Source organism: Brachybacterium rhamnosum, from assembly GCF_039526185.1.
Classification (GTDB): Bacteria; Actinomycetota; Actinomycetes; order Actinomycetales; family Dermabacteraceae; genus Brachybacterium; species Brachybacterium rhamnosum.
The window spans coordinates 1,198,194-1,220,261 of the sequence record NZ_BAAAIS010000002.1; the positions used below are offsets into that span (position 1 = coordinate 1,198,194).

The window sequence follows — 22,068 nt, forward strand, 5'->3', positions numbered from 1 at the left end:
CGAGGAGAGTGCCGTGCCGGGACTGTCCACGGCGCAGCACGCGTCCATCCTCGAGTCGACCGGCGCCGTCAACGGGTGGGAGGGCTCCATCCGGTCGGGGAAGACCATCGCCTCCCTGATCCGGTGGGCCGAGTTCGTCACCGCCGCCCCACAGGGGCACCTCGCGATCCTCGGCTGGACCCTCACCACCATCCAGCGGAACGTCCTCGACCCCCTCGCGAACCTCCACCCCAGCATCGTCCGCCACACCCGCGGGCAGAACATCGCCTGGATCATGGGCCGCGAAGTGCAGCTCGTCGGCTTCTCCGACAAGCGGTCCGAGGCCGTCATCCGCGGCCTCACCCTCGCCGGCGCCTACGTCGACGAGGCGACGCTCATGCCCGAGCAGACGTTCGTCCAGCTCCTCGGCCGCCTGTCCATCGACGGGTCGAAGCTGTTCTTCACCACGAACCCTGACTCGCAGTCCCACTGGCTGCGCCGCCGCTACCTCGCCCGTCTCCGCGACCTTCCCGACTGGCGGGTCTTCCACTTCACCATGGCGGACAACCCGTCCCTCTCCCCGGCGTACGTCGAGGCGAAGCGACGCGAGTTCACGGGCCTCTGGTACCGCCGGTTCATCCTCGGCGAGTGGGTGTCCGCGGAAGGCGCGATCTACGACGCCTGGGACCCCGACACCCATGTCATCCCCTGGGAGGACCTGCCGCCGATGCGGCGCCTCCTCGGCGTCGGCCTCGACTACGGCACCACGAACCCCACGAGCGCGATCCTCATCGGCCTCGCCGACGACGGGACCCTCTACCTGATCGACGAGTGGCGGCACGACCCCGCCGTCGCCCAGCAGCGCCTCACCGACGCGCAGCTCTCCACCCGCCTCCGCGAGTGGCTCGACCAGCCTCACCTCCCGTACCCCAGCGACCTCCGCCCCGAGTGGCTGTTCATCGACCCCGCCGCCGCATCCCTCAAGGTGCAGCTGCACCAAGACGGGGAGCGGCGCGTCACCGACGCCGACAACGGCGTGAAGTACGGCATCCGCACCACCGCATCCCTCCTCGCCCTCGGCGCCCTCCACGTCACCGATAGGTGCGAGGGGTTCATCGACGAGGCCCCCTCCTACGCCTGGGACCCGAAGGCGACGGAGAAAGGCGAGGACAAGCCCCTCAAGGTCGCCGACCACTCCCTCGACGCGGCCCGCTACGCGATCACCACCACCGAGACCTACTGGCGTCCCTGGGTCGACGACTGGAAGACCCGACAGGAGACCTCCCCATGACCACGTGGCCCCCGGCGCAGCTCGACGTGATCCTCCCCGCGATGCGCCGCTGGGACGCCTGGTACGCGTCCCGCACCGACGTCCTCGCCGACATCTACGCACGCGAGGGCCAGCGGCCCACGTTCCGCCGGGACGGCCTGATCGGCACGGTCCGACGGTTCTTCTGGGGCTCCAACACGGGCGACGCCCCGTCGAAGAAGCTGCACGTCCCCATCGCCGCCGACCTGTGCCAGGCATCCGCTGATCTGCTGTTCTCGGAGCCGCCGACCCTCACCGTCGCCGACGAGGACACGCAGGCCCGCCTCGACCTGATCATCGGCGCCGGCGCCCACGACGAGCTCGCGGCCGCCGCGGAGCTCGGCGCCGCCCTCGGCGGGACGTACATGCGCGTCGCCTGGGACACGGACCTCGAGCAGCACCCGTTCCTCTCCCGCGTCGACGCGGACCACGCCCTCCCCGAGTTCCGTTGGGGCCGCCTGTCCGCCGTCACCTTCTGGCGTGTCGTCGGCGAGGACCATTCGACGATCTGGCGCCACCTCGAGTGGCACGGCCTCGAGGACGGGATCGGCGTCGTCCAGCACGTCCTCCACCGTGGCACCGCCACGGACCTCGGCGAGGTGCGGCCCCTCACCGATCATCCCGCCACCGCGGGGATCGTCACCGACGAGGAGGGGTTCATCTCGACCCTCACGCCGGGCCTGGACGTCGTGTACGTCCCCAACCAGTCCCCGAACCGGGCATGGCGGAACCACCCGCTCGGCGCGAACCTCGGCCGCTCCGACCTCGACGGTCTCGAGCCGCTGATGGACGCGTACGACGAGGCCTGGTCCTCGTGGATGCGGGACCTCCGCGTCGGCAAGGCCCGCATCGTCGCCGCGCAGTCCCTCCTCGAGGACCACGGGCCGGGACAGGGTGCATCCCTGAACCTCGACCGGGAGGTGTACGAGGCGGTGAACACGCCGCCGTCGTCCGCCGCGTCCAGTGGCGATCTGCCGCTCAAGGCGGTCCAGTTCCAGATCCGCGTGCAGGAGCATCAGGCGACCTGCGAGGCGCTGCTCACGCAGATCCTCCGCACCGCCGGCTACTCCGCGCAGACGTTCGGTGCGGACACCGCGGGCGCCGCGATGACGGCGACGGAGGTGCAGGCGAAGGAGCGGCGCTCGTTCCTGACCCGTGACCGGAAGACGCGGCCGTGGCGGCCGGCGCTCGAGGCGCTCGCGGCGAAGGCCCTCGCGATCGACGTGGTCGTGTTCCGCTCGGCCGCGAAGGCGGACCTCCCTGTGACCGTCGAGTTCGGGGACACGGTGCAGGAGTCGCAGATCAGCCTCGCGCAGACCGCGCAGGCGATGTTCCAGGCACAGTCCGCGTCTGCCCGTGTGCGGGTGCAGCTCATGCACCCCGACTGGTCGGAGAAGGACGTTGACGAGGAGGTCGCGCGGATCGCCGAGGAGTTCGGCATCACCGCGGCACCGGACCCTGACGCGCTCGGCGTCGGCGGGTTCGGCCTCCCTCCCTTCGAGGAGACCCCCGCCGAGGAGCCGCCGGCGGGTGACGTGCCGTGACCATCTCCCCGGACTACGCGCGCGCCGTCGCCGCCCGGGTCCGGGCCTACTACCAGACCGCCGAGGACGACGCCCTCGCCCGCATCATCGTCGCCCTCGGCCGCGGCCTGGACCTCCCCGATTGGCAGGCCCGGAAGGCCCTCGACCTGACCACGGTGCTCCGCGTCATCGACGAGGGCCTCGCCCGCCTCGACGACGCAGCCCCTGAGCTCATCACCCGCGCGGTCGCCGAGGCGTACCAGGCGGGGACTGGCGCCGCGTGGGGTGAGGTGCGCGCCGCCGGTGCCCTCCCGATCGGTGGGCGGCGTGCGTCGCGCGCGGTGGACGTCCTCGCCGAGGACACGGTCCGTGCACTGTCCGGGATGCGCCCCCGCATCATCCGCGCCGTCTCCGACGTGTACCAGCAGGTCACAGCAGACACCGCGGGGCAGGTGCTCACCGGTGGCCAGTCCCGCCGCGAGGCGGCCTACACGGCGGTCCGGGAGTACGCCCGGCAGGGGGTCCGCCCGTTCGTCGACTCCTCCGGGAGGCGCTGGGAGACCGGCGCCTACGCGGAGATGGCGACTCGCACCACCGCGGGGCAGGCCGCGATCGCCGGGCACACGGACCAGCTCGAGGTCCTCGGCCAGGACCTCGTCATCGTGTCGACGTCCCCGGAGTCGTGCGACCTGTGCGGCCCGTGGGAGGGGAAGGTCCTCTCCATTTCGGGTCGGTCTCGCGGGAAGGCGTCCGACGGGGTCCGCATCGCCGGGACCATCGCGTCCGCGCGCTCCGCTGGCCTGCAGCACCCGAACTGCACCCACACCGTCGGCCTGTACCTGCCCGGCCGGACGAAGCCCCACACCACCACCCGCGACCCCGAGGCGTACAAGGTCCGCCAGCAGCAGCGGGCGAAGGAACGGGGGATCCGGCAGTCGAAGCGGGACGTCCTCATCGCCGAGGAGACCCTCGGCAAGGACTCGCCGGCCGCGAAGGCCGCGCGCGTGAAGCTCCGCGGTCAGCAGGCCTCGTTCAAGGCGTGGCGTGAGGACCACGGTCGGAAGGACCTCGCGTACCGGACCAGCCTCACCGCTCGGTGAGCGCTCCCTGATCCCCCGCCCTGGCCTGGCGCCGCGGCGGGTCCACCCCGATGCCCCCAGGAGGGACAGCATGACCACCGATCCGCAGACCACCGACGGTCAGATCGTCACCACCCCCCAGGCGCCCCAGGAGGCCCCGCAGACCCCGCAGGGCACCCCGACGCCCCGGGACGTCCAGCAGGCCGCCAGCGAGGCGCACAGCGACACCCAGGGCGGTGAGGCGGAGTCCGTCGACGCTCTCCCCGCGTGGGCGCAGCGGGAGATCCGTTCCCTCCGCACCGAATCCGCCCAGCAGCGCACCGCCCGCGCGACCGCCGAGCAGGACGCCCAGGCCGCCGCCGACGAGCGCATCCAGGCGATCCTCAAGGCCGCCGGCATCGACACCGGCGCCAGCGACGAGGACCCCGTCAAGGCCGCCGCCACCGCCCGCGCAGCCGCGGAGGAGGAGGCGAAGGCCGCGCGCCTCGAGCTCGCCGTCTACCGCGCCGCCACGACCGCCGGCGCCGACCCCGCCGCGCTCCTCGACTCCCGGGCCTTCCTGACCCGGGCCCACGACCTCGACCCCACGGACACGGCCGCCCTCACCAGCGCGATCCGTGACGCGGTCCAGGAGAACCCCCGACTCGGGACCGTCCAGGCGGCGACCCGGTCCAGTGCCGACTTCACCGGCGGGAACGGTGACGGCGCGACCAGCAAGTACAAGCCCGGCATGAGCATCGCGGACGGCCTCGCCGCCGACGGTGCCCGCTGACCCAAGGAGAACCCCCATGCCTGTCACCCTCGAGCAGGCCGCCCAGAACGCGGTCTCTGCCTACTCCGCGGCCGTCATCGACGAGTTCCGCACCAACCCCCTCCTCGACCAGATCGTGTTCGACGACGTGGTGAACCCCGCCGGCGGCGGCGCCACCCTGTCCTACTCGTACCGTCGCCTCGTGACCGCGCCCTCCGCGCAGTTCCGTGCGCTGAACACCGAGTACGCGCCCACCGAGGTCACCACCGAGCAGAAGAGCACGAAGCTCGCCGTGCTCGGTGGCGCCTACCAGATCGACCGCGTCCTCGCGCGCGTCGGCGCGTCCGCCACCGGCGAGGTCGCCCTGCAGTCCTCCCAGAAGGTGAAGGCCGCGCAGGCGCTGTTCGGTGACGCCGTCATCAACGGCGACTCCGAGGCCGTCACCGGCACCTACAAGGACTCCTTCGACGGCCTCAAGAAGGCCCTCGCCGGTACGTCCACCGAGGACACCACCGTCCGCAACTGGTCCGGCGCCATGGATCAGGCCAAGGCGTTCCAGGTCCTCACCGACGTCGACGACCTCCTGTCCCTCCTCGATGGGCAGGCCGGCGTCATCATCTCGAACCGGAAGGCGATCAACCTCGTGAAGGCCGCCTCCCGCTTCGCGAACCAGTACGTCGAGCAGGTCGGCCCTCGGAACACGGCCCTCGCCACCTATGGCGGCGCCGTCCTCGTCGACGCCGGCTTCAAGGCGGGCTCCGCCGACCCGGTCATCCCCGAGGCGTCCAAGCAGGTCGCGATGTACGCGGTCCGCATGGGCCTCGACGGGTTCCACGGCGTGTCCACCGTCGGCTCCTCGGTCATCCAGGCGTACGCCCCGGACTTCGACTCGGCGGGCGCCGTCAAGACCGGCGAGGTGGAGATGGGCCCGGTCGGCGTCGCCCTCAAGGCGACGAAGGCCGCGGGTGTCCTGACCAAGGTCCAGGTGACCGCGTGATGAGCGCGGACCCGCGGGACTACCCGCTGACCGTGCCGGTCCTGCCCCGTGACGGGGCCGTCGATCCGTCGGAGGGTGACTACCTCGGGCCGTCCAATGCGGGGGAGCCGGGCGAGCTCGGCAACCCGCACGGCCCGTCGGTCGTCTCCCCGGGGATCCACGGCGTGCAGGGCGTGCGCCCCGTGCGCCCCGGTGACGTGTCCTCCGACCCCGCCGTCCAGGACGCCGCGGAGAAGGAGCACGTCGCGGAGTGGCACCCGGACACCGTGCCCCCCGAGCCGGAGCCGGAGCCCGACCCGGCGGGCTGATCCCCAGAACCGGGGTGACGGGGCGTCAACACGCCCGCGCGGACCGGCGTGAAGGCGCCACCGGCCAGGACCCCTTCCCTGGCTGCCATGGCGGCGCCTGCGCCCCGTCACCCCACCCCCTTGCCCCAGGAGGCACCCATGCGCGTCTACGCGACCCAGGAGGACCTCGCCGAGTGGTCCAGCGTCCCGATCCCCGACACCGTGGATCGGATGCTCGAGGCGGCGTCCCGGCTCATCGAGCGGGCCACCATCACCGCGGTCTACCCCACGGACCCGGATGGCTACCCGGTCGACGGGGACACGCGGGACGGGTTCCGCATGGCGACCTGTGCGCAGGTCGCCGCGTGGGTCGAGCTCGGCGTGAACCCGATCCTCGGCGCCGCCGGCGTGACCGCGAAGCCGACCCTCACGGGGAAGTCGATCGGTGGCGCGTCCCTGTCCTACTCGCCGGGCGCGACGTCGGACGTGACCGCGACGATCGGCGGGCTCACCGAGCAGGCCGCCGCGATCCTCGCCGGTGTCCTCCCGCACTCGCGGATCGAGGTTCTCGGGTGAGCAGCGAGATCGAGTCCATGTTCATCCACACGGTGACCGTGGAGGCGTACCTCGGGACGGGCGCGTACGGCGACCGGTGGGCCGACCCGGTGACGGTGCCGTGCTTCGTCGACGAGACCCGCCGCCTGGTCCGCGACGCGACCGGCACGGAGGTCGTCTCCGAGGCGACGGTCTACGCCGCCACCGGGGCGTACGAACTGTTCCCGCCCGGGTCCCGCGTCACCGTCCGGTCGTCGTCCACGCACGTGATCGGGCGGGCCCTGTTCGACGGGGACGCGCTCGAGCTCCCCTCCCACCTCGCCGTCACCCTCGCCTGACAGGAGCACCGCATGGCGAAGGAAGTCGTCTTCAAGGCCGGTGTCGACGTGACGAAGGCGGTGCAGGACGCGGCCGCCCATGGCCTCGCCCTCGCCGCCGAGTACCTACTCGAGGCCGCGAACCGCACCGTCCCCCTCGAGGAGGGCACCCTGCAGCGCTCCGGCCGCGCCAGCGTCGACGACGACGGCCTCCGCGCCGCCGTCTCCTACGACACCCCGTACGCCATCCCCGTGCACGAGGACCTCACTGCCCGGCACGACGCCGGGCGCCGCGCGAAGTGGCTCGAGCTCGCCATGCAGGAGGAGGCCGACACCATCCGCCAGATCATCGTCGACGCCATCAAGGAGCAGACGTGAGCATCGAGGACGACGTCACCCGCGGCCTCGCCGAGCTGCTCCACGAGAAGGGGATCGCCACCTGGCGCCCCGACACCCCGTACACGGCGAGCGACGTGCCGATCACCATCGGTGCGCTCCCCTCGACCCCCGACCGTGCCATCGCCCTCGCGGTGTACGGCACCGAAGACGACCCGCTGCTCGCCGACACGGTCGTGATGGTCCAGGCGACCATCCGCGGCACCAGCGACATGCGGGAGGCAGACGAGCGCGCCGGGCGCGTGTTCGACCTGCTGCACGGCCGAACCGGGTTCACCCTCGGCGGCGTCCCCATCATCGCCGCCCGACGGGCGTCGTGGGCACGCCTCGGCCTCGACGCGGGCGGCCGCTGGCGCCGCTCCGAGAACTACTACCTGCAGGCCCACCACCCCACCCCCCACCGCACATTCTGAGGAGCCCCAGATCATGGCTGATTCCATCTCCACCCTCGCCCGGAAGTTCCAGGTCGACGTCATGCCCGGCGCCGGCGACCCCGAGACCGGCCCCTGGCTGCCCGTCCGCGGGATCCAGGAGTTCACCCCGTCCAAGGAGGACAACCTCGAGGACGACTCCGACTACGACTCCGACGGCTGGACCTCCCAGGTCCGCACCGGCCAGTCCTGGGCGCTCGAGGTGAAGGTCGCCCGCAAGCAGACCGGTGACACCACGAAGGCGTACGACCCGGGCCAGGAGCTCATCCGCGCCGCCAGCGACCAGTTCGGCATCGACGGCACCGTCCGCGTCCGCTGGTACAACCGCGAGGGCGGCAACGAGGCCTACTCCGGTCTCGCGCAGGCCGGCTTCACCGACGACGGCGGCGCTTCCACCGCCCTGTCGACCGCGACGATCACCCTCACCGGCAACGGCAAGCGGGAGACGATCGCGAACCCCGTCACCGCCGGCGGCGGCGCCTGACCCCACCTCGCACCTGAACGCCCGGCCCTCCATCCACGGAGGGCCGGGCGTTCGTGCATCCACTACCAGAAGGGAACCCACCATGACCGACGACGACCGCACCGTCGACGACCAGAACGACGACCTCACCGACTACGACTCCTGGGACGAGGAGGACGAGGCGCTGGTCCTCCCGTACCGCGGGAAGGAGTACCGGATCGCCCCGGTCTCCGCCCGCGTCGGCCTCCGCATCGAGCGGATCATGTCCGCCGCCGAGCGCGCGCAGCGCGGCGCCTCCAAGGACGACGACGAGGCACAGGTCCTCTCCGACGCCGAAGAGCTCGACCTGTACCCCGACGTCCTCGGCCCCGTCTACGACGAGCTCCTCGACGACGGCGTCCCGTTCCGCCGCCTCAAGCTCGCCGCGACCGCCGCGATGCTCTGGACCATCCACACCGAGGACGTGGCCCTCGACTACTGGGCCGCGGGGGGAAAAGCACCGGCCCCCAACCGGGAGCAGCGACGGGCCGCGACGACCCGTACGGGCGGGGCGAATTCGACGAAGCGTCGGGCCTCTGGGACTGGTACGAGTACCCGTCCGCAGCGGAGCGCGCAGCCGCGCAAGGGCGCGGCCTGACCTGGACCCGGCTCCTCTCCCACTGGTCCCTCATCGAAGCGGACCTCCACCAGACCTACGGCATCGACACGTCCGGCGGGATCCTCACCCGCCGGACGTGGCGGTGGCTGTCGGTGCGCATCATCCAGCTCCTCACCGACCCGGACACACGCCTGCATCGCGTGATCTACCCCGAGAACAGGACGTGACCCGATGGCCCTCGAGCTCGGCGAGATCACCGGCTTCCTCGACCTGGACGCCTCCAAGTTCCAGGAGGGCATCGGGTCCGCGCTCGGGGCTCTGAAGTCGAAGGACTGGAAGAAGTTCGGCCTCGCCGCGGGTGCCGCGTCCGCCGCGGCGCTCGGCGTCGGCTTCAAGGGCGCCGTGGACCTGCAGTCCGCGAACGCGAAGACCGCCGCGCAGCTCGGCCTCACGAAGGACGAGGCCGCGAAGGTCGGCACCATCACCGGCAACCTGTACTCGCAGAACCTCGGTGAGTCCATGGAGGACGTGTCCGGGGGAGTGGCCGCCGTGATGGGGTCCTTCAAGGACCTCCGCAACGGCTCCCAGGCCGACATCGAGGCGGCGTCGAAGTCCGCGCTGACGTTCGCGTCCGTGATGGACGTCGACGTCGCCGGGGCCGCGACCACCGCCGGGACGCTCGTGCAGAACGGCCTCGCCGGCGACGCGACCGAGGCGTTCGACCTCCTCGCCGCCGCCGGGCAGAAGGTCGGCCCGTCCATGGTCGAGCCGCTCATGGACGCCACCAACGAGTACAGCAAGCACTTCGCCATGCTCGGCTTCGACGGGCAGCAGGCGATGACCACGCTCGCGGACGCCGCCGCCGGGGGCGAGATCTCCATCGACAAGGCCGGCGACGCCGTCAAGGAGTTCGGGATCCGCGCCACGGACCTCGGCGACACCGGCGCGCAGGAGGCGATGGGGAAGCTCGGTCTGTCCGGGAAGGACATGGCGAACGACCTCCTCGCCGGCGGGGACCGTGCGCAGGAGGCGACGGGGAAGATCACCGACGCGCTCCTCGGCGTGAAGGACCCCGCCGAGCAGGCCGCCCTCGCCGGTGCCCTGTTCGGCACGCAGATCGAGGACATGGGCAAGGACCAGCTGCCCGGGTTCCTGACCGCCATGTCCGGGTCCTCGGACTCCCTCGGCGACGTCGAGGGCGCGGTCACCAGCATGGGCGACACCATGTCGGAGACCGGTGTGGCGAAGCTGCAGGCGTTCGGCCGCGGCGTCCAGACCGAGCTCATCGACATGATGGCCGGCGCCGTCGAGTGGCTCACCACCGCCGCCGGGGGACTGGACGGGCTCGTCCAGTACACGGGCCCCGTCGTGATCGCCCTCGGTGCCATCGCCGGGATCATCGGCGCCGTCAACCTCGCGATGACCATCTGGAACGGCCTGCTCGCGATCCAGAAGGGCGCGATGGCCGTCGCCACCGCCGCCCAGTGGCTGTGGAACGCGGCCCTCAACGCGAACCCCATCGGCCTGATCATCCTCGGCATCGGTGCGCTCGTCGGCGCCCTGTACCTGTTCTTCACGAAGACGGAGACCGGCCGGAAGATCTGGGAGACCGTGTGGGGCGCCATCAAGGCCGCCGCCGCCGCGGTCGCCGACTGGTTCACCGGCACCCTCCTGCCGATCCTGCAGGCCGCCTGGAACGGCATCGCCGCCGGCGCGATCTGGCTGTGGCAGACCGTGATCCAGCCCGCGTGGCAGGGCATCCAGGCCGCCGCTGCCGCGACCGCCGAGTGGATCATGGGGACCCTCGTCCCGTGGCTGCAGACGGCGTGGCAGACCATCGCCACCGCCGCGATGTGGCTGTACCAGTCGGTGATCCTCCCCGTCTGGAACGGCATCAAGACCGCGATCGCGGTCGTCGTCGCCGTCGTCATGACCTACATCAACCTGTGGGTGGCGATCTTCCAGAACGTCCTCGCACCCATCTTCGTGTGGCTGTGGCAGTCGATCATCGTCCCCGCCTTCCAGGGCATCCAGGCGGCGATCGGTGCGGTCGTCGGATGGGTGACGGGCACCGCGGTCCCGTTCCTGCAGGCCGCCTGGCAGGTCATCGCGTCGACCGTCACCTGGCTCTACCAGTCCGTGATCCTGCCCGTCTGGAACGCGATCCAGGCCGCGATCTCCGCGGTCGTCACCTGGTTCCAGACCACGGCGGTGCCGTTCATCCAGGCGGCGATCAACGTCGCGAAGGCGGCCTTCCAGGTCCTCCGGGATGCCCTCGCCGTCATCTGGGGCGCGATCAAGTCCGCGATCGCGACGGTCGTCGACTGGTTCATGACCTACGTCGTCGGCACCTACGCGACCGCGATCGGGCTCGTGCTCCAGGCGTTCGGGCTCGCTCGAGACGGTCTCGCCGCCGTCTGGTCGTTCATCCGCGACTCCATCATCCGGCCCGTCGTCACCTGGTTCCAGACGACCGTCGTCGGCGCGTTCCGCACCGCGGCTGACGCCGTGAAGGGCGTGTTCCAGTCCGTGCAGGACCGGCTCTCCACCATCTGGTCCGCGATCCGGGACAACATCGTCCAGCCCGTGGTCTCCTGGTTCCAGGACACCGTCGTCGCGAAGATCCGCGACGTCGCCGACAAGGTGAAGGACGCCTTCACCACCATGAAGGACACCGTCGGCAAGGTCTGGGACGAGGTCAAGGAGAAGGCCGCAGCGCCGATCCGGTTCGTCGTCGACACCGTCATCAACAAGGGCATCGTCTCCAACTTCAACAGCATCGCTGGGAAGTTCGGCGTCTCCAAGCTGCCCGAGGTGTCCGTCGGCTTCGCCGGCGGCGGCGTCCTCCCCGGCTACACCCCGGGCCGCGACGTGCACTCCTTCTTCTCGCCCACGTTCGGCCGCCTGAACCTCTCCGGCGGTGAGGCGATCATGCGCCCCGAGTTCACCCGCGCAGTCGGCGGCGAGGCCGGCGTCGCCCGCCTGAACATGGCTGCCCGGAAGGGTGGCCTCCGCTCCGACGCGTTCGCGTCCGGCGGAGTGTTCGGCACCCGCTCCTACGCCGGCGGCGGCGTCCTCGGCTGGCTCAAGGGCGCCTCCGACACCGTCACCGGCTGGGTCACCGACTCCGCGAAGTTCATCGCGGACGCCGTCTCCGACCCCGCGGGCGTGTTCTCCAAGCTCGCCTCCGGCCTGCTCGGCGGGATCCCCGGCGGCGGGCTCATGACCGACATCGCGAAGGGCATCGCGACGAAGATCGGCGACGGCATCGGCTCCTTCCTCGCAGGGAGGGGGGAGACCGGTGGGGACACCAGCCCCACCGCGACCGGCACCGGCGGGTCCCTCGCAGAGGCGTCCCGCATCGCCGCGAAGCACGGGCTCACGATGACGTCCGGGTACCGTCCCGGCGCCGTCACCTCGTCGGGGTCGCCGTCCATGCACGGCCTCGGCCGCGCACGCGACTACTCCAACGGCTCGTCGCCGACGCCGCAGATGATGGCGTTCGCCCGCGAGATCCTCCGCACCTCGAACCCCACGGAGCTGCTCTACACGCCGCTCGGTGCGTCGAACGTGCACCGCGGGGGAGGCCGCTACGCGAACACGGGGACCGTCGCGTCCCTGCACCGCAACCACGTGCACGTCGCCTACAAGGACGGCGGCGTCATGGACGCCCTCGGTCGCGGCTACGCGACCGGGACGCTCAACGCGACGCCCGGCTGGCACATGGTCGGTGAGCAGGGCCCGGAGCTCCTCCGCTTCCGTGGCGGGGAACAGGTGAGGACGACGCCGCAGACCGCTCAAGCGCTCGGCGGCGGCACCCTCACCCTCGACGAGGCCGCGCTCGAGCAGATCGCGACCGCGGTCCGCGAGGGCGCCTCCCAGGCCCGCATCGGTCTCAGCTCGAGGGACCAGGCCAACATCTACCAGGGCGGGAAGTCCGCCGCTCGATCGTTCGGAGGTGTCCGGTGAGCGCGTTCATCGTGTCCGCTGGTGTGCTGCTCGAGGTGGGAGCTCCGTCGACCCTCACCCGGTCGACGGAGTCCCGCGCGGCGTTCACCGGCACCATCGGTGGGAAGCGGAAGGGGTTCATCCGCCGTGGCGGCCGCCGCGAGTGGGCGCTCGACGTGTCCATCGCCCGACCCGGCATGGTCTCCACCATCGAGACGATCGCCCGGAACGGCGGCCCGGTCGGCTGGTACGGGTCCGACGCCACGATCGGGAACCTCCTCTCCCCGCAGGCCAGCGGATTCGACGTCCCGCAGTTCAACGCGACGGACGCGGGTCTCGTGCAGCTCCCCGACGGGACGATCGCGCGGGCGGTCGTCCTCACCGGCGCCGTGTCCATCGGCACCGCGCACGGGTCGTTCGAGGCCGTCCCCGTGGTGCCCGGGTCCCGCATCACCGTCTCCGGGTGGGGCCTCGGCGGGCTCCGCTTCACCGGCACATGGCGCGACCAGACGTACGCCACGACCGGATTCCTCTCGGGCACCACCTTCACCCACAACGGGTGGGGGTTCGCGTCGCAGACCTTCACCGTCCCCGCGACGGCTTCCGCCCTGTCGATCGTGGTGCAAGGGGCGACGCAGGTCGCCCGTCCCGCGATCGCGTGGGGTGCCTCCGCCAGGGACGAGCTCGGCACCGGATGCCCCGTCGCCGTCATCCACGGCGCCACCCACGCGCCCATCACTCTGATGGGCGCCGCGAACTACTCGAAGACGAGCTACCAGGTCACGGAGGTCGGCTGATGCTGCAGGTCCGCACCCCGCGGGACGTGTACACGCCCCAGGTGGAGACCACCATCGGCGGCCGCACGGTCGACGCTGACTCCCTGTCGATCGACCGCGCGTTGCCTGACCCGCTCGCCGCCGAGCAGCTCCGCGCCGCGTCCGGGTCTGTGACCGTCACCGACGGCCCGGACGTCGCCTCGAGCGCCGCCACCCCGTGGGATCCCTCCACCGTGTGGCCTCCCGTCCAGGAGACGCCCCTGTCCATCCGCACCGACATGGGCGATGGGTGGGTGCCGTCCCTCACCGGTGGCCGCGTTACCGACGCGTCCGGAGGGATCGGCACCCGCCAGGTCGAGGTCGGCTTCGCGGACCGCTACGAGTCCCTTCTCCGGTCCATCTCCTGGGAGCCCGTCGCCGAGGCCATGCCCGCGATCACCAGCGGCAACCCCCGCCGCTTCGTCGGCATGTGGACGACGTCCATCACCGACCAGATCCTCCGCCAGTGCGGCTGGTACTCGACGCCGCCCCCGCAGGGGTTCTCCGTCCTCTCCGTCCCCGCACAGGGCACCCTCTGGGGAGAGCGGGGGCTGTGCGTGTCCGCCGGCTCCGCGGCAGGCGTCGGCACCGAGTACCCCCGCTTCGGCGTCACTTCGTGGGGCATCGGCACGGAGGACGCATCCGCCACCTACACCGTCTCCGGCGGCTACTCGATCAAGGCCCGCGGCCGGATGGAGCTCTCCGCGCTCACCTCCTCCACCGGTGGCACGGGACGCGTCACCGCGAACACCGGCACCGGCGGGGGACTGGTCCGACTCGTCTGGTCCGACACGACCGGGAACGTGTGGATCGGCGGCGACGGGATGACGCTCACTGCCGTGGCGACCGTCGCCCGCGCTGACGGGCTGCTCTACGCGACCGTCGAGCACGTCACCGACACCAGCGTCCGGGTGATCCTCCGCTCCGGCACCGCAACGCAGACCGTCACCGTGACGGTCCCCGCGTCCATCACGACCGGCGCCGTGACGACCTGCTCGATCCTCGCCGACGGGAACCGCTCCGGCGGCTACCAGGTCGCGTTCCCCGCGACCGCCGGCGGCCTCACCTCGTGGACCCCGAACGCGGTAATTCACGCTCGAGGGTCGAACCTGAACCGGATCATCGCCAGGCCCGCGGTGCAGGGGGAGTCGTGTGTGGACCTCCTCGCGCAGCAGTGCGAAGCGGAGTCCGCGACCTACTGGATCGACGAGCTCGGGACCCTCCACTGGTGGGACCTCCGCCGGCTCGAGGCCCGCACCTCCGCCACGACGCTCACGAGCGGAGACGACCTCTCCGAGAAAGGGTTCACCTGGTCGCACGACAGGTCCCAGGTGAAGTCCAGCGTCGAAGTGAAGTGGCGAGAGGCGGTGCAGGAGTTCTCCTCCCGCGCCACTATCGACCTGTGGCAGGGGTCAGGGATCACCCTCACCTCGGGCACTGTGTCGGAGTCGTGGGTGAACGTGCCCGACGACGAGGTATGGCTGATGCCGGACACGAACCTCCGTCCGCCTTCCTCGGACCCCGCCAACACCGACTTCAACTACGGGGTCGGATCCTGGTACGGCGGCGTCATCGAGGACACGGACACGTGGGCGCACAACGCGGGCACGCTGGCTGGGTCGATCACGCAGGTGACGCCGGGAGCGTTCAAGCTCCGCCTGTCCTGGTCGGGGACGGGCCGCGTCATCATGCACACCGTCTCGAAGGACCTGGCCGGGTCGACCCTCTGGATGCGGCGCCGAGACTTCAACCTCCCCATCCTCCGCGGGAAGTCGAAGGTCACGTTCGCCGACCGCACCACGATCGGCGCAGCGACCGGACCGGCCGGCGCCCCGGAGAAGTCGATCGACGCGGGCTGGTGGATCCAGTACGAGTCGCAGGCGCAGTACACCGCGGACTACGCCGCGGCGCGGGTCACCGTCCCGCAGCCTGTCCTCTCATCCGTCGAGCTGATCCCGATCCCCGGTCTGCAGCTCGGCGACATCGTCACGATCTCCGACACCCACGAGTCCCTGCTCACCGTGCAGGGCATCGTCATCGGCGACTCCCGGTCCGTAGATGCGGACATGGGCGTCACCCACACCATCACCGTCCGCCCCCTCACCGTGGCCCGCAACTCCATCACCTGGGCCGAGTGGGCGGGGGAGGCGCGTCCGAAGACGTGGCGGGAGTGGTACCTCAATCAGCAGACGACGTGGGCCGCGTGGGGCGCGGACCCGCTCGGAAAGGAGTAGGCCATGCCGCAGACGCTCTCCGAGGGGCCCGTGGTGCCCCTGTCGGATGGATCGGAGGCGATCTCGTCGACCGGTGTCGCCGAAATGCGCACCCTCGGCACGACAACGAATGCCGCGCTCGCGTCGAAGCTGGGCGTCGTCACTCTCACCGCCTCGGACGTCCTGGACAGCCTGACGAAGCCGGGCCTCTACGAGGTGCCTTCCGCAGCGGTCGCGACGGCGATCGGCTTTCCGACGGACGCCCCTGGAGGGGTGAAGGTCGAGACGACCGGGTACAACGGAGCGAACGGGCCGATCGTCCGGCAGGCGGCCTGGGGGTACACGTCGAACATCGGCTACCAGCGGACGCGGCTCGCGTCGGGCCTGTGGAACTCGTGGGATACCGGGATCATCCGGGCTGATTTGGGGTCCGCCTCCGGTAATATCGCACGTATGTCCAAGTGGTCCGCCGAGAACCCTCCCGTGTCGACGGGTGGCCTCGGTGCGGTCGCGTTCACCTTCGATCACGGCCTCACGTCGTTCAAGGCGAACGGGCTCCCGGGGGCGCTCGCGGCTCGCGGGTTCGGGTACGGGCTCGCGCTGAACGACTCGACCCTCTCCACGGCCGAGAACTCGGGCGCGTCCGACGCAGACGTGCTCTCCTGGGCCGGGGCCGAGATCTGGAACCACGGCTACAACCACAGCAGCACGAACAACGAGGCGACGGTCCGCTCGATCATCGTGCAGGGGAAGACCGCTCTCGAGGCCCGCTACGGGCGAGAGGTGTTCGGGTTCATCCCCGCGGGTGTCGGCGCGACGGGCCTCGCCGGCTTCGACGGCGGGTCCACCCCGGAGATGTGGTCCCAGACCCTCGCCGGGCAGCTGATCCTCGAGTACCACGCCGTCACCACCGGCTACATGGGCGCCGGCGGGATCCGCCAGCTGACCGGACAGGTGCAGCAGGGCGTCTCTCGCTTCACGATGGATTCCCAGACCCTCTCCCGGATCAAGCTGCAGATCGACCTCGCCGCGACCACCAAGGTCGGCGTGATGTTCATGCTGCACCCCGCGCTGATGGGGACCGGCTCCTACATCTCCGTCGCGAACGTCCTCGCGGTCCTCGACTACGCGAAGGCGAAGCAGGACGCCGGCGAGCTCGTCGTCCTCCCTCCGGGCGAGCTCGTCCGCGCCGATGCGACGATCCCGCAGGTCGACGCGAACGCGGCGGTCGCCGCGTACATGGCTGCCCGCTCCTAACTCGCTCGCCCCCTCCTGCCACGGTCTCACCCCTCGACGGGGGTGGGGCCATTTTCATGCGCCCCCAGGTGGGGCGAGGAAGGACGCCCCATGGCGGACCTGGAAGACCTTGCAGTCGTCATCGCGCAAGACGTGACCGGCCTCGCGAATCGCGTCTCCAAGCTGGACACGCCCATCAACATCCTGACGACGCACATCGACACCCTGACCACCCCGTGCACCTTCATCCAGTCGAACGACTCTCGCGCCACGGAAGCCAACGGGTACCCCCCGGTTCCCTTCGGCGGGTACGGAGTCGTCACCAGATGGGGGCTCACGGACAACGCCCTGCTCATGCGGTACTACCCCCGCGTCGGCCCCGCGGCGAAGCGGCAGATGTACAACGGCACGTGGAGCGTGTGGACCGCCATGGATGGCGGCCCGCTCCCGGCGTGGACGACGGCCAACAACATCACCCCGAGCTATGACAGCGGCGTCCGCAACGTCGCCCAGGCATTGCTCGGCGCGTACACGAGCGCCACCTCGAACTGCTCCCTGCAGCGGCTCGGGAACCTCGTCGAGTTCAACCTGTACGTCCGCCAGTTCGACAAGGCAGGGGCTCCCGTCGGGACGACGCTGTTCACGCTCCCCGCGGGATTCCGCCCGCGGGTCGCGTACCGGATCGCCACGACTGCGCCGACCCTCCAGATCTCCGTGCTGACCAGTGGAGCCGTCCAGCTCGCCGTCGGCGAGATCACGGTGGGGCAGTACGTGACCTTCAACCTCAGCCACCTCACGGGGAATGCAGCGCCGAGCGCAGCCAGCCTCCCCGGCAGCGCCGGATGACAGGAGAAGCCATGGACCTGACGAACATGTCCGACGAGGACCTCGACGATCTCCGCCGGGGCGTCCTCGACGAGCAGGAGCGGCGAGCGAAGCTCTCGCAGCTCCCCGACCAGCTGGCCGCGATGACCCGGGATGCGGTCGCGGCGGGGTGCGACCCCGAGTCGATCCGGGAACGAGTTGCCGATGCCCTGACCCCGGAGCAGGTCGCCGCGCTCGACGCCTGACCCCAGCACCCACCAGGCCCCGTGACCATCCGGTCCGGGGCCTTCCTCATACCCAGGAGGCACCCCATGACCGTTGCCAATGGCCAGCTCGACACGAGCGATCTGGCCCCGATCCCCGCCGAGTTCTTCACCCACGGCCGCACCGCCTACCTCCGCGACGACGCCGCAGCGTCGTTCCTCCGCCTGGCCTACGGCTTCCAGGAACGCTTCGCGAAGCGTCTCGTGGCGATGTCGTTCTACCGGCCCCGCGCGGACCAGGTGCGGATCTTCCTGAAGAACTACTACCGCTACAACGGCCGCCGCCGCCCCGGCACCACGGACCGGTCCTACAACGGATCCACCTACCGGCTCCGTGCCGGCATGTCCCCGGTCGCCTCCCCGGGCTACTCCAACCACGGCCTGGCGATCACCGCCGACTTCAACAGCGGCGTGCAGACCCGCGGGTCCGACGAGCACGCCTGGATGCTCGCCGAGGGCGTGAAGTACGGGTGGGACTGGACCGAGGGGAAGCGCATCGGCGAGCCCTGGCACTGGACGTACATGCCCGCCAAGGACCGCATGAAGTCCGCCCCGGCAGCGTCCGCGGGCTCCGCGGCGAAGCCGCCCGTCCTGATCCCCACGACCGCGCCCGCCGTGGGCGACGTCGCCACGGCTCAGCAGCACCTCCTCGAGCTCGGCTACCAGCCCGGCCCCGTGGACGGCTCCCTCGGCGACGCGACGCGTGCCGCCGTCACGCAGTTCCAGACCGACCAGGGGCTCGCCGCTGACGGCGTCCCCGGACCCGACACCCGAAAGGCACTGGCAGACATCATGGCCAAGATCGACGACCTCATCGCCATCGCAACCGAGAACCAGAAGCGCATCACCCGCGTCCTCGACGCCGTCGAGAACGGCAAGGCCGGCACCCGCTCCGACGGCACCCTCGTGAAGCTGATCAAGGACCAGCACAAGGAGACCCTCGGGATCATCGCCCCCGGGCAGAAGGGCGTCCGCACCGACGGGTCCCTCGTCAACGTCATCAAGACCGAGGCCCGGAAGGGCTGACCGCGGTGCACGCGACCACCGAGGTCGACGTCAGGGAACCTCCCGGCCTCGCCCGCTTCCACGTCGCCCTCTTCGCCCTCCTCGCCGCCTACGCCGGCTTCCGCGCCGCATCGTTCTTCATCGCTCTCGGCGGTGGACGGGGCGGCGCAGTCCCCTCCGTGATCGACGCCGCCTTCTCCCTGCAGGTATGGGCCGGCCTGTGGACCGCCGGCGCAGTCCTCCACCTCCTCGCCATCCGGTGGGAATGGGCGCGCTCGGCGACCCTCTGGACCTTCTCGATCAAGGGCCTCGCGGTCTCGACGGCCTTCATCATGTCGAACGGGTCGCTCGGCGGGCTCGTCTCCTACGGTGCCCCCGTGGTCGCCCTCTGGCTGATCCAGTGGGCGCTCGCACTGCGCACCACCGTCGTCGTCCAGGCGGTGCCCGTGATCGAAGCGCAGACCGTCGCGGACGCGGCCCGAGAGCGGATCACGGCCGAGACCGGTGAGATCCCGGAGGTGCCGCATGGGTGACCCCACCGTCCTCGTCGCCGCGATCGGTGGCGTGTCCGCTGTCATCGTCGCCCTCGTCTCCCAGGGGCTCAAGCGCGCCGGCGCGAGCTCGGACCAGCAGATCGCCCAGCAGGTCCGGGAGACGGCGCAGTCCGCAACGAAGGCCGCCGACGAGTCCGCCCGCCAGGTCGGCGTCGACGTCGGCGGGGTGGTGTCGGCGGCGATCACCGCGGCCGTCGCACCCGTCGACGCGCGCCTCAAGACCGTCGAGGGAGAGGTGCGGGTCCTCCGCTCCGACCTTGTCCCCGTCGCCGTCTCTGACCGGGGCCTGGTCCTGTCGAAGGTCGCCGAGGGCCTCATCCACCCGCACCAGGTCATGCCGATCCCCGAGTCCGTCTCGCCCCTGTACCCCGATCACCTGCGGCACGTGCCGCGCCCGAAGGAGACCCCGTGAACACCCACAAGGCGACTCAGGTCGCCCACCCCTGGAAGGCGACGGCCCGCACGGTCGTCGCGTACGTGATCGCCCTCGTGCCGGTCCTCATCATCGTGATCCCGATCGTGCAGGAGGAGCTCGGCCCCTACCTCCCGCCCTCGTGGATCGCATGGCTCGGCGGCGCGGTCGCCGTGCTCGGCGCGATCGTCGGCGCGGCGACGCGGATCATGGCGCTCGAGGCCGTGCAGGACTTCCTAGCGAAGGTCGGTCTCGGCACCGGCGTCGAGAAGGAGTGACCCCGGGGACGACGAAGCGGCCCCTCCCACACCGGGAGGGGCCGCTCGGTCCTGCCGAAGATCAGCCCTCGGCGTCGAGGACCTCGACCTCGGTGTCGTCCTTCACCGTGACGGAGACGCCGTACGGCTCCACGACGGGCTCGAGGCGGAGCTGCACTCCGAAGTCCTGGAACCCGACCCCCGCGACGACACCCTCCACGATCGAAGCTCCCGAGACGCGGATCCGCTTCCCGACGATCGACTTCGTGAGGTCCTTGCCCTGCACCATGATGTTGCCCTTCCGGCGGTGTTGCGCGTGCCGGCCGACACGCGCACCCATCATCCCATCCGACTCGGACATTCACGGCGGAACTGTGGACAGCCCCCTCCTTGGCCTACGGGCCCGGGAGGGGGCCTTTCGGCGTCCATCAGCACAGCGAAGCGCCCCCACTCTCCTACGGGAGGGTGGGGGCGCTTTCCGTTACTGAAGGTATGTACTGAGTCCTGGAATTACGCTGAGAAATGCCGGGGGATCGGTACTGCCCTCAGGGGCAGCCGTATCACCGGAGTCTGATGCCGAAGAGTTTGAGACATCCAAAAGATAAGGCTGGGAAACTTCCACGCCCTGTTCATTGCCGACCTTAAGTAGCCCCCTATCAAAGGTAAATAGATGGGAGCATCCAAACTCAATCGCCGCGGCAAGATGCATTGCGTCCGGCCCCTTCAACTGGTAGCGAAGGCCGAAATCTCTAACCATAACCCCCTGTCGACGCGTATTCTCAACTAGGATGCATGCATCCCAGCTCTCGAGATGCCCGAGAAACTTATCGACGCGACGAATTGAATCCAGCGCAGACTTCTTTGCGAGTGAAGGCGTCATTCCTGACCGCGTGACCTCGCGAATCTTTGGCGTGCCGTAAATCTCCGCAATAACCAGCGGGCTGATAACGCACTCAGCCACTCCGTTCTTGAAGCTCTCTAGAACCTCTACGGTATCTTCCGCGCGATCCTCATTAAGGAGAACAGCAACTATAACCGAGGTGTCCAGGTAGACAAGGCCGGACTTACTCATGGGTTCCCCTCGCTTCAAGCCACTGGTCGAGGCTGGTCTCGGCGAATCCTGGCCCCGTGAAAGCGCCTAGCATGGAACGGAACTCCGGCACGGGGCTCGGAAGACGACTGGGCAACTCAATGCAGTCAAGCATTTCGGCGGCAACGATGTCGCCAAAACCGTTTCTCCCAACTCGGCAGCGAGCCTCGACGCGCGAGTCGACGAACTCGCGCATCCTCTCTTTCATCCCCTCCGGGTACTCAATAATTATATGTTTACCCAAGTCGGTAGTGAATCCGACAGCGGGGTTCTTGCGACGAATACTCCATTCGTCAATTACGCCAACGAGCGAGGTGAGTGAATGGTGCTTCACCTGAAGAATTGCGGCCGCTTCTGCTTCAAAATTATCATCCACAGCAATCGACTCAGATCGCCGAGACGCCAGGGAGATCACGGTCCCCGGCTTGCGGTTACGCGCGCGCGCGAGCTCCAACGCGAGAGTGACCTCGCGCCGGCCCCAGCCGCTCGGTAGACCACGGCCAGACGCGACGTGACGAAGGTTGGAAATGAGACGCCGGGGAGCTTCGGTCTCACGGTCGGGTGCGATACCGCATATAGCAGACCCGATCTTCAGGTCAGCAATCTGCCAGGCGACATCATCTGAAGCCTCGGCACGAAGTAGCTTGAGGAGTGCATCGAGTGCTTGCTGGAAGGCGCGCGCATCCACGGGGGCATGCCGCTCTCGGCCGTCCTCCAGTTCCTGACGAAGCTCTAACGTAATGTCCTCGTCCACAGCCCACCTCC

General features: G+C 70.1%; 25 protein-coding genes. 22 read left to right on the plus strand and 3 right to left on the minus strand.

The annotated features are described in order from the left end of the window. Positions 1–13 precede the first annotated feature (13 nt). The 22 genes from ABD080_RS07295 (at position 14) to ABD080_RS07400 (ending at position 20,234) form a co-directional block, all read left to right on the plus strand. Complete coding sequence (locus tag ABD080_RS07295; RefSeq protein WP_343904247.1) at positions 14–1,270, plus strand: PBSX family phage terminase large subunit; 1,257 nt, start codon at positions 14–16, stop codon at positions 1,268–1,270. Next, positions 1,267–2,832 (plus strand): phage portal protein, encoded by a 1,566-nt coding sequence (locus tag ABD080_RS07300; RefSeq protein ID WP_343904248.1) that lies wholly within the window; start codon positions 1,267–1,269, stop codon positions 2,830–2,832. Before ABD080_RS07295 ends, ABD080_RS07300 begins: the two co-directional genes overlap by 4 nt. Next, positions 2,829–3,911, plus strand: coding sequence for a phage minor capsid protein (locus ABD080_RS07305; protein WP_343904249.1), 1,083 nt, complete (start codon positions 2,829–2,831; stop codon positions 3,909–3,911). The genes ABD080_RS07300 and ABD080_RS07305 overlap by 4 nt, the downstream gene beginning before the upstream one ends. Before the next feature lie 70 nt (positions 3,912–3,981). Beyond that, positions 3,982–4,662 carry a hypothetical protein gene (locus ABD080_RS07310; RefSeq protein WP_343904250.1) on the plus strand — a complete coding sequence of 227 codons (681 nt, stop codon included), beginning with the start codon at positions 3,982–3,984 and terminating at the stop codon, positions 4,660–4,662. A gap of 16 nt (positions 4,663–4,678) precedes the next feature. Next, positions 4,679–5,638, plus strand: coding sequence for a major capsid protein (locus ABD080_RS07315; RefSeq protein WP_343904251.1), 960 nt, complete (start codon positions 4,679–4,681; stop codon positions 5,636–5,638). Further along, entirely contained in the window at positions 5,638–5,946 is a 309-nt protein-coding gene (locus ABD080_RS07320; protein WP_343904252.1) for a hypothetical protein, read from the plus strand. Before ABD080_RS07315 ends, ABD080_RS07320 begins: the two co-directional genes overlap by 1 nt. 138 nt (positions 5,947–6,084) lie before the next feature. Next, on the plus strand, positions 6,085–6,501 hold the full coding sequence (locus ABD080_RS07325) for a hypothetical protein (RefSeq protein ID WP_343904253.1): 417 nt from the start codon (positions 6,085–6,087) through the stop codon (positions 6,499–6,501). Further along, positions 6,498–6,818, plus strand: coding sequence for a hypothetical protein (locus ABD080_RS07330; protein WP_343904254.1), 321 nt, complete (start codon positions 6,498–6,500; stop codon positions 6,816–6,818). Before ABD080_RS07325 ends, ABD080_RS07330 begins: the two co-directional genes overlap by 4 nt. A 12-nt stretch (positions 6,819–6,830) precedes the next feature. Beyond that, positions 6,831–7,175, plus strand: coding sequence for a hypothetical protein (locus tag ABD080_RS07335; protein ID WP_343904255.1), 345 nt, complete (start codon positions 6,831–6,833; stop codon positions 7,173–7,175). Beyond that, complete coding sequence (locus tag ABD080_RS07340; protein WP_343904256.1) at positions 7,172–7,606, plus strand: minor capsid protein; 435 nt, start codon at positions 7,172–7,174, stop codon at positions 7,604–7,606. The genes ABD080_RS07335 and ABD080_RS07340 overlap by 4 nt, the downstream gene beginning before the upstream one ends. Positions 7,607–7,619: 13 nt before the next feature. Further along, positions 7,620–8,108 carry a phage tail tube protein gene (locus ABD080_RS07345; protein ID WP_343904257.1) on the plus strand — a complete coding sequence of 163 codons (489 nt, stop codon included), beginning with the start codon at positions 7,620–7,622 and terminating at the stop codon, positions 8,106–8,108. Between the two features lie 82 nt (positions 8,109–8,190). Further along, a complete protein-coding gene (locus tag ABD080_RS07350) occupies positions 8,191–8,724 on the plus strand; it encodes a DUF7426 family protein (RefSeq protein WP_343904258.1) in 534 nt (177 codons plus the stop codon). Between the two features lie 192 nt (positions 8,725–8,916). Further along, positions 8,917–12,654: a phage tail tape measure protein gene (locus ABD080_RS07355; protein ID WP_343904259.1), complete on the plus strand. Its 3,738-nt coding sequence runs from the start codon at positions 8,917–8,919 to the stop codon at positions 12,652–12,654. After that, positions 12,651–13,430, plus strand: coding sequence for a hypothetical protein (locus ABD080_RS07360; RefSeq protein WP_343904260.1), 780 nt, complete (start codon positions 12,651–12,653; stop codon positions 13,428–13,430). The genes ABD080_RS07355 and ABD080_RS07360 overlap by 4 nt, the downstream gene beginning before the upstream one ends. Continuing rightward, the gene (locus ABD080_RS07365) at positions 13,430–15,682 is read left to right on the plus strand and encodes a hypothetical protein (protein ID WP_343904261.1); all 2,253 of its coding nucleotides are present in this window, start codon (positions 13,430–13,432) and stop codon (positions 15,680–15,682) included. Before ABD080_RS07360 ends, ABD080_RS07365 begins: the two co-directional genes overlap by 1 nt. Positions 15,683–15,685: 3 nt before the next feature. Then, entirely contained in the window at positions 15,686–16,918 is a 1,233-nt protein-coding gene (locus tag ABD080_RS07370; RefSeq protein WP_343904262.1) for a hypothetical protein, read from the plus strand. Positions 16,919–17,008: 90 nt separating this feature from the next. Then, the gene (locus ABD080_RS07375; protein WP_343904263.1) at positions 17,009–17,743 is read left to right on the plus strand and encodes a pyocin knob domain-containing protein; all 735 of its coding nucleotides are present in this window, start codon (positions 17,009–17,011) and stop codon (positions 17,741–17,743) included. A gap of 11 nt (positions 17,744–17,754) precedes the next feature. Continuing rightward, complete coding sequence (locus tag ABD080_RS07380; protein WP_343904264.1) at positions 17,755–17,967, plus strand: hypothetical protein; 213 nt, start codon at positions 17,755–17,757, stop codon at positions 17,965–17,967. A 66-nt stretch (positions 17,968–18,033) separates the two neighbouring features. Then, entirely contained in the window at positions 18,034–19,011 is a 978-nt protein-coding gene (locus tag ABD080_RS07385) for a peptidoglycan-binding protein (protein WP_343904265.1), read from the plus strand. A gap of 5 nt (positions 19,012–19,016) precedes the next feature. Continuing rightward, complete coding sequence (locus ABD080_RS07390) at positions 19,017–19,523, plus strand: hypothetical protein (protein WP_343904266.1); 507 nt, start codon at positions 19,017–19,019, stop codon at positions 19,521–19,523. Beyond that, positions 19,516–19,956, plus strand: a complete 441-nt coding sequence (locus tag ABD080_RS07395) for a hypothetical protein (protein ID WP_343904267.1) — start codon at positions 19,516–19,518, stop codon at positions 19,954–19,956. The genes ABD080_RS07390 and ABD080_RS07395 overlap by 8 nt, the downstream gene beginning before the upstream one ends. Beyond that, the gene (locus tag ABD080_RS07400) at positions 19,953–20,234 is read left to right on the plus strand and encodes a hypothetical protein (protein ID WP_343904268.1); all 282 of its coding nucleotides are present in this window, start codon (positions 19,953–19,955) and stop codon (positions 20,232–20,234) included. Before ABD080_RS07395 ends, ABD080_RS07400 begins: the two co-directional genes overlap by 4 nt. Positions 20,235–20,295: 61 nt before the next feature. On the opposite strand, the gene ABD080_RS07405 is transcribed toward ABD080_RS07400, so the two are convergent. The 3 genes from ABD080_RS07405 to ABD080_RS07415 form a co-directional block, all read right to left on the minus strand. Continuing rightward, on the minus strand, positions 20,296–20,553 hold the full coding sequence (locus ABD080_RS07405) for a hypothetical protein (protein ID WP_343904269.1): 258 nt from the start codon (positions 20,551–20,553) through the stop codon (positions 20,296–20,298). Positions 20,554–20,694: 141 nt separating this feature from the next. Continuing rightward, positions 20,695–21,285: a type II toxin-antitoxin system VapC family toxin gene (locus ABD080_RS07410; RefSeq protein ID WP_343904270.1), complete on the minus strand. Its 591-nt coding sequence runs from the start codon at positions 21,283–21,285 to the stop codon at positions 20,695–20,697. Continuing rightward, complete coding sequence (locus ABD080_RS07415) at positions 21,278–22,057, minus strand: hypothetical protein (RefSeq protein WP_343904271.1); 780 nt, start codon at positions 22,055–22,057, stop codon at positions 21,278–21,280. The genes ABD080_RS07410 and ABD080_RS07415 overlap by 8 nt, the downstream gene beginning before the upstream one ends. Positions 22,058–22,068 lie beyond the last annotated feature (11 nt).

Bases quoted from the DNA above. Each gene is read 5' to 3' on its own strand.
- ABD080_RS07300 (WP_343904248.1), top strand. From the start codon at position 1,267: ATGACCACGTGGCCCCCGGCGCAGCTCGACGTGATCCTCCCCGCGATG.
- ABD080_RS07310 (WP_343904250.1), top strand. From the start codon at position 3,982: ATGACCACCGATCCGCAGACCACCGACGGTCAGATCGTCACCACCCCC.
- ABD080_RS07315 (WP_343904251.1), top strand. From the start codon at position 4,679: ATGCCTGTCACCCTCGAGCAGGCCGCCCAGAACGCGGTCTCTGCCTAC.
- ABD080_RS07320 (WP_343904252.1), top strand. From the start codon at position 5,638: ATGAGCGCGGACCCGCGGGACTACCCGCTGACCGTGCCGGTCCTGCCC.
- ABD080_RS07325 (WP_343904253.1), top strand. From the start codon at position 6,085: ATGCGCGTCTACGCGACCCAGGAGGACCTCGCCGAGTGGTCCAGCGTC.
- ABD080_RS07335 (WP_343904255.1), top strand. From the start codon at position 6,831: ATGGCGAAGGAAGTCGTCTTCAAGGCCGGTGTCGACGTGACGAAGGCG.
- ABD080_RS07345 (WP_343904257.1), top strand. From the start codon at position 7,620: ATGGCTGATTCCATCTCCACCCTCGCCCGGAAGTTCCAGGTCGACGTC.
- ABD080_RS07350 (WP_343904258.1), top strand. From the start codon at position 8,191: ATGACCGACGACGACCGCACCGTCGACGACCAGAACGACGACCTCACC.
- ABD080_RS07355 (WP_343904259.1), top strand. From the start codon at position 8,917: ATGGCCCTCGAGCTCGGCGAGATCACCGGCTTCCTCGACCTGGACGCC.
- ABD080_RS07365 (WP_343904261.1), top strand. From the start codon at position 13,430: ATGCTGCAGGTCCGCACCCCGCGGGACGTGTACACGCCCCAGGTGGAG.
- ABD080_RS07370 (WP_343904262.1), top strand. From the start codon at position 15,686: ATGCCGCAGACGCTCTCCGAGGGGCCCGTGGTGCCCCTGTCGGATGGA.
- ABD080_RS07375 (WP_343904263.1), top strand. From the start codon at position 17,009: ATGGCGGACCTGGAAGACCTTGCAGTCGTCATCGCGCAAGACGTGACC.
- ABD080_RS07380 (WP_343904264.1), top strand. From the start codon at position 17,755: ATGGACCTGACGAACATGTCCGACGAGGACCTCGACGATCTCCGCCGG.
- ABD080_RS07385 (WP_343904265.1), top strand. From the start codon at position 18,034: ATGACCGTTGCCAATGGCCAGCTCGACACGAGCGATCTGGCCCCGATC.
- ABD080_RS07395 (WP_343904267.1), top strand. From the start codon at position 19,516: ATGGGTGACCCCACCGTCCTCGTCGCCGCGATCGGTGGCGTGTCCGCT.
- ABD080_RS07405 (WP_343904269.1), bottom strand. From the start codon at position 20,553: ATGGGTGCGCGTGTCGGCCGGCACGCGCAACACCGCCGGAAGGGCAAC.
- ABD080_RS07410 (WP_343904270.1), bottom strand. From the start codon at position 21,285: ATGAGTAAGTCCGGCCTTGTCTACCTGGACACCTCGGTTATAGTTGCT.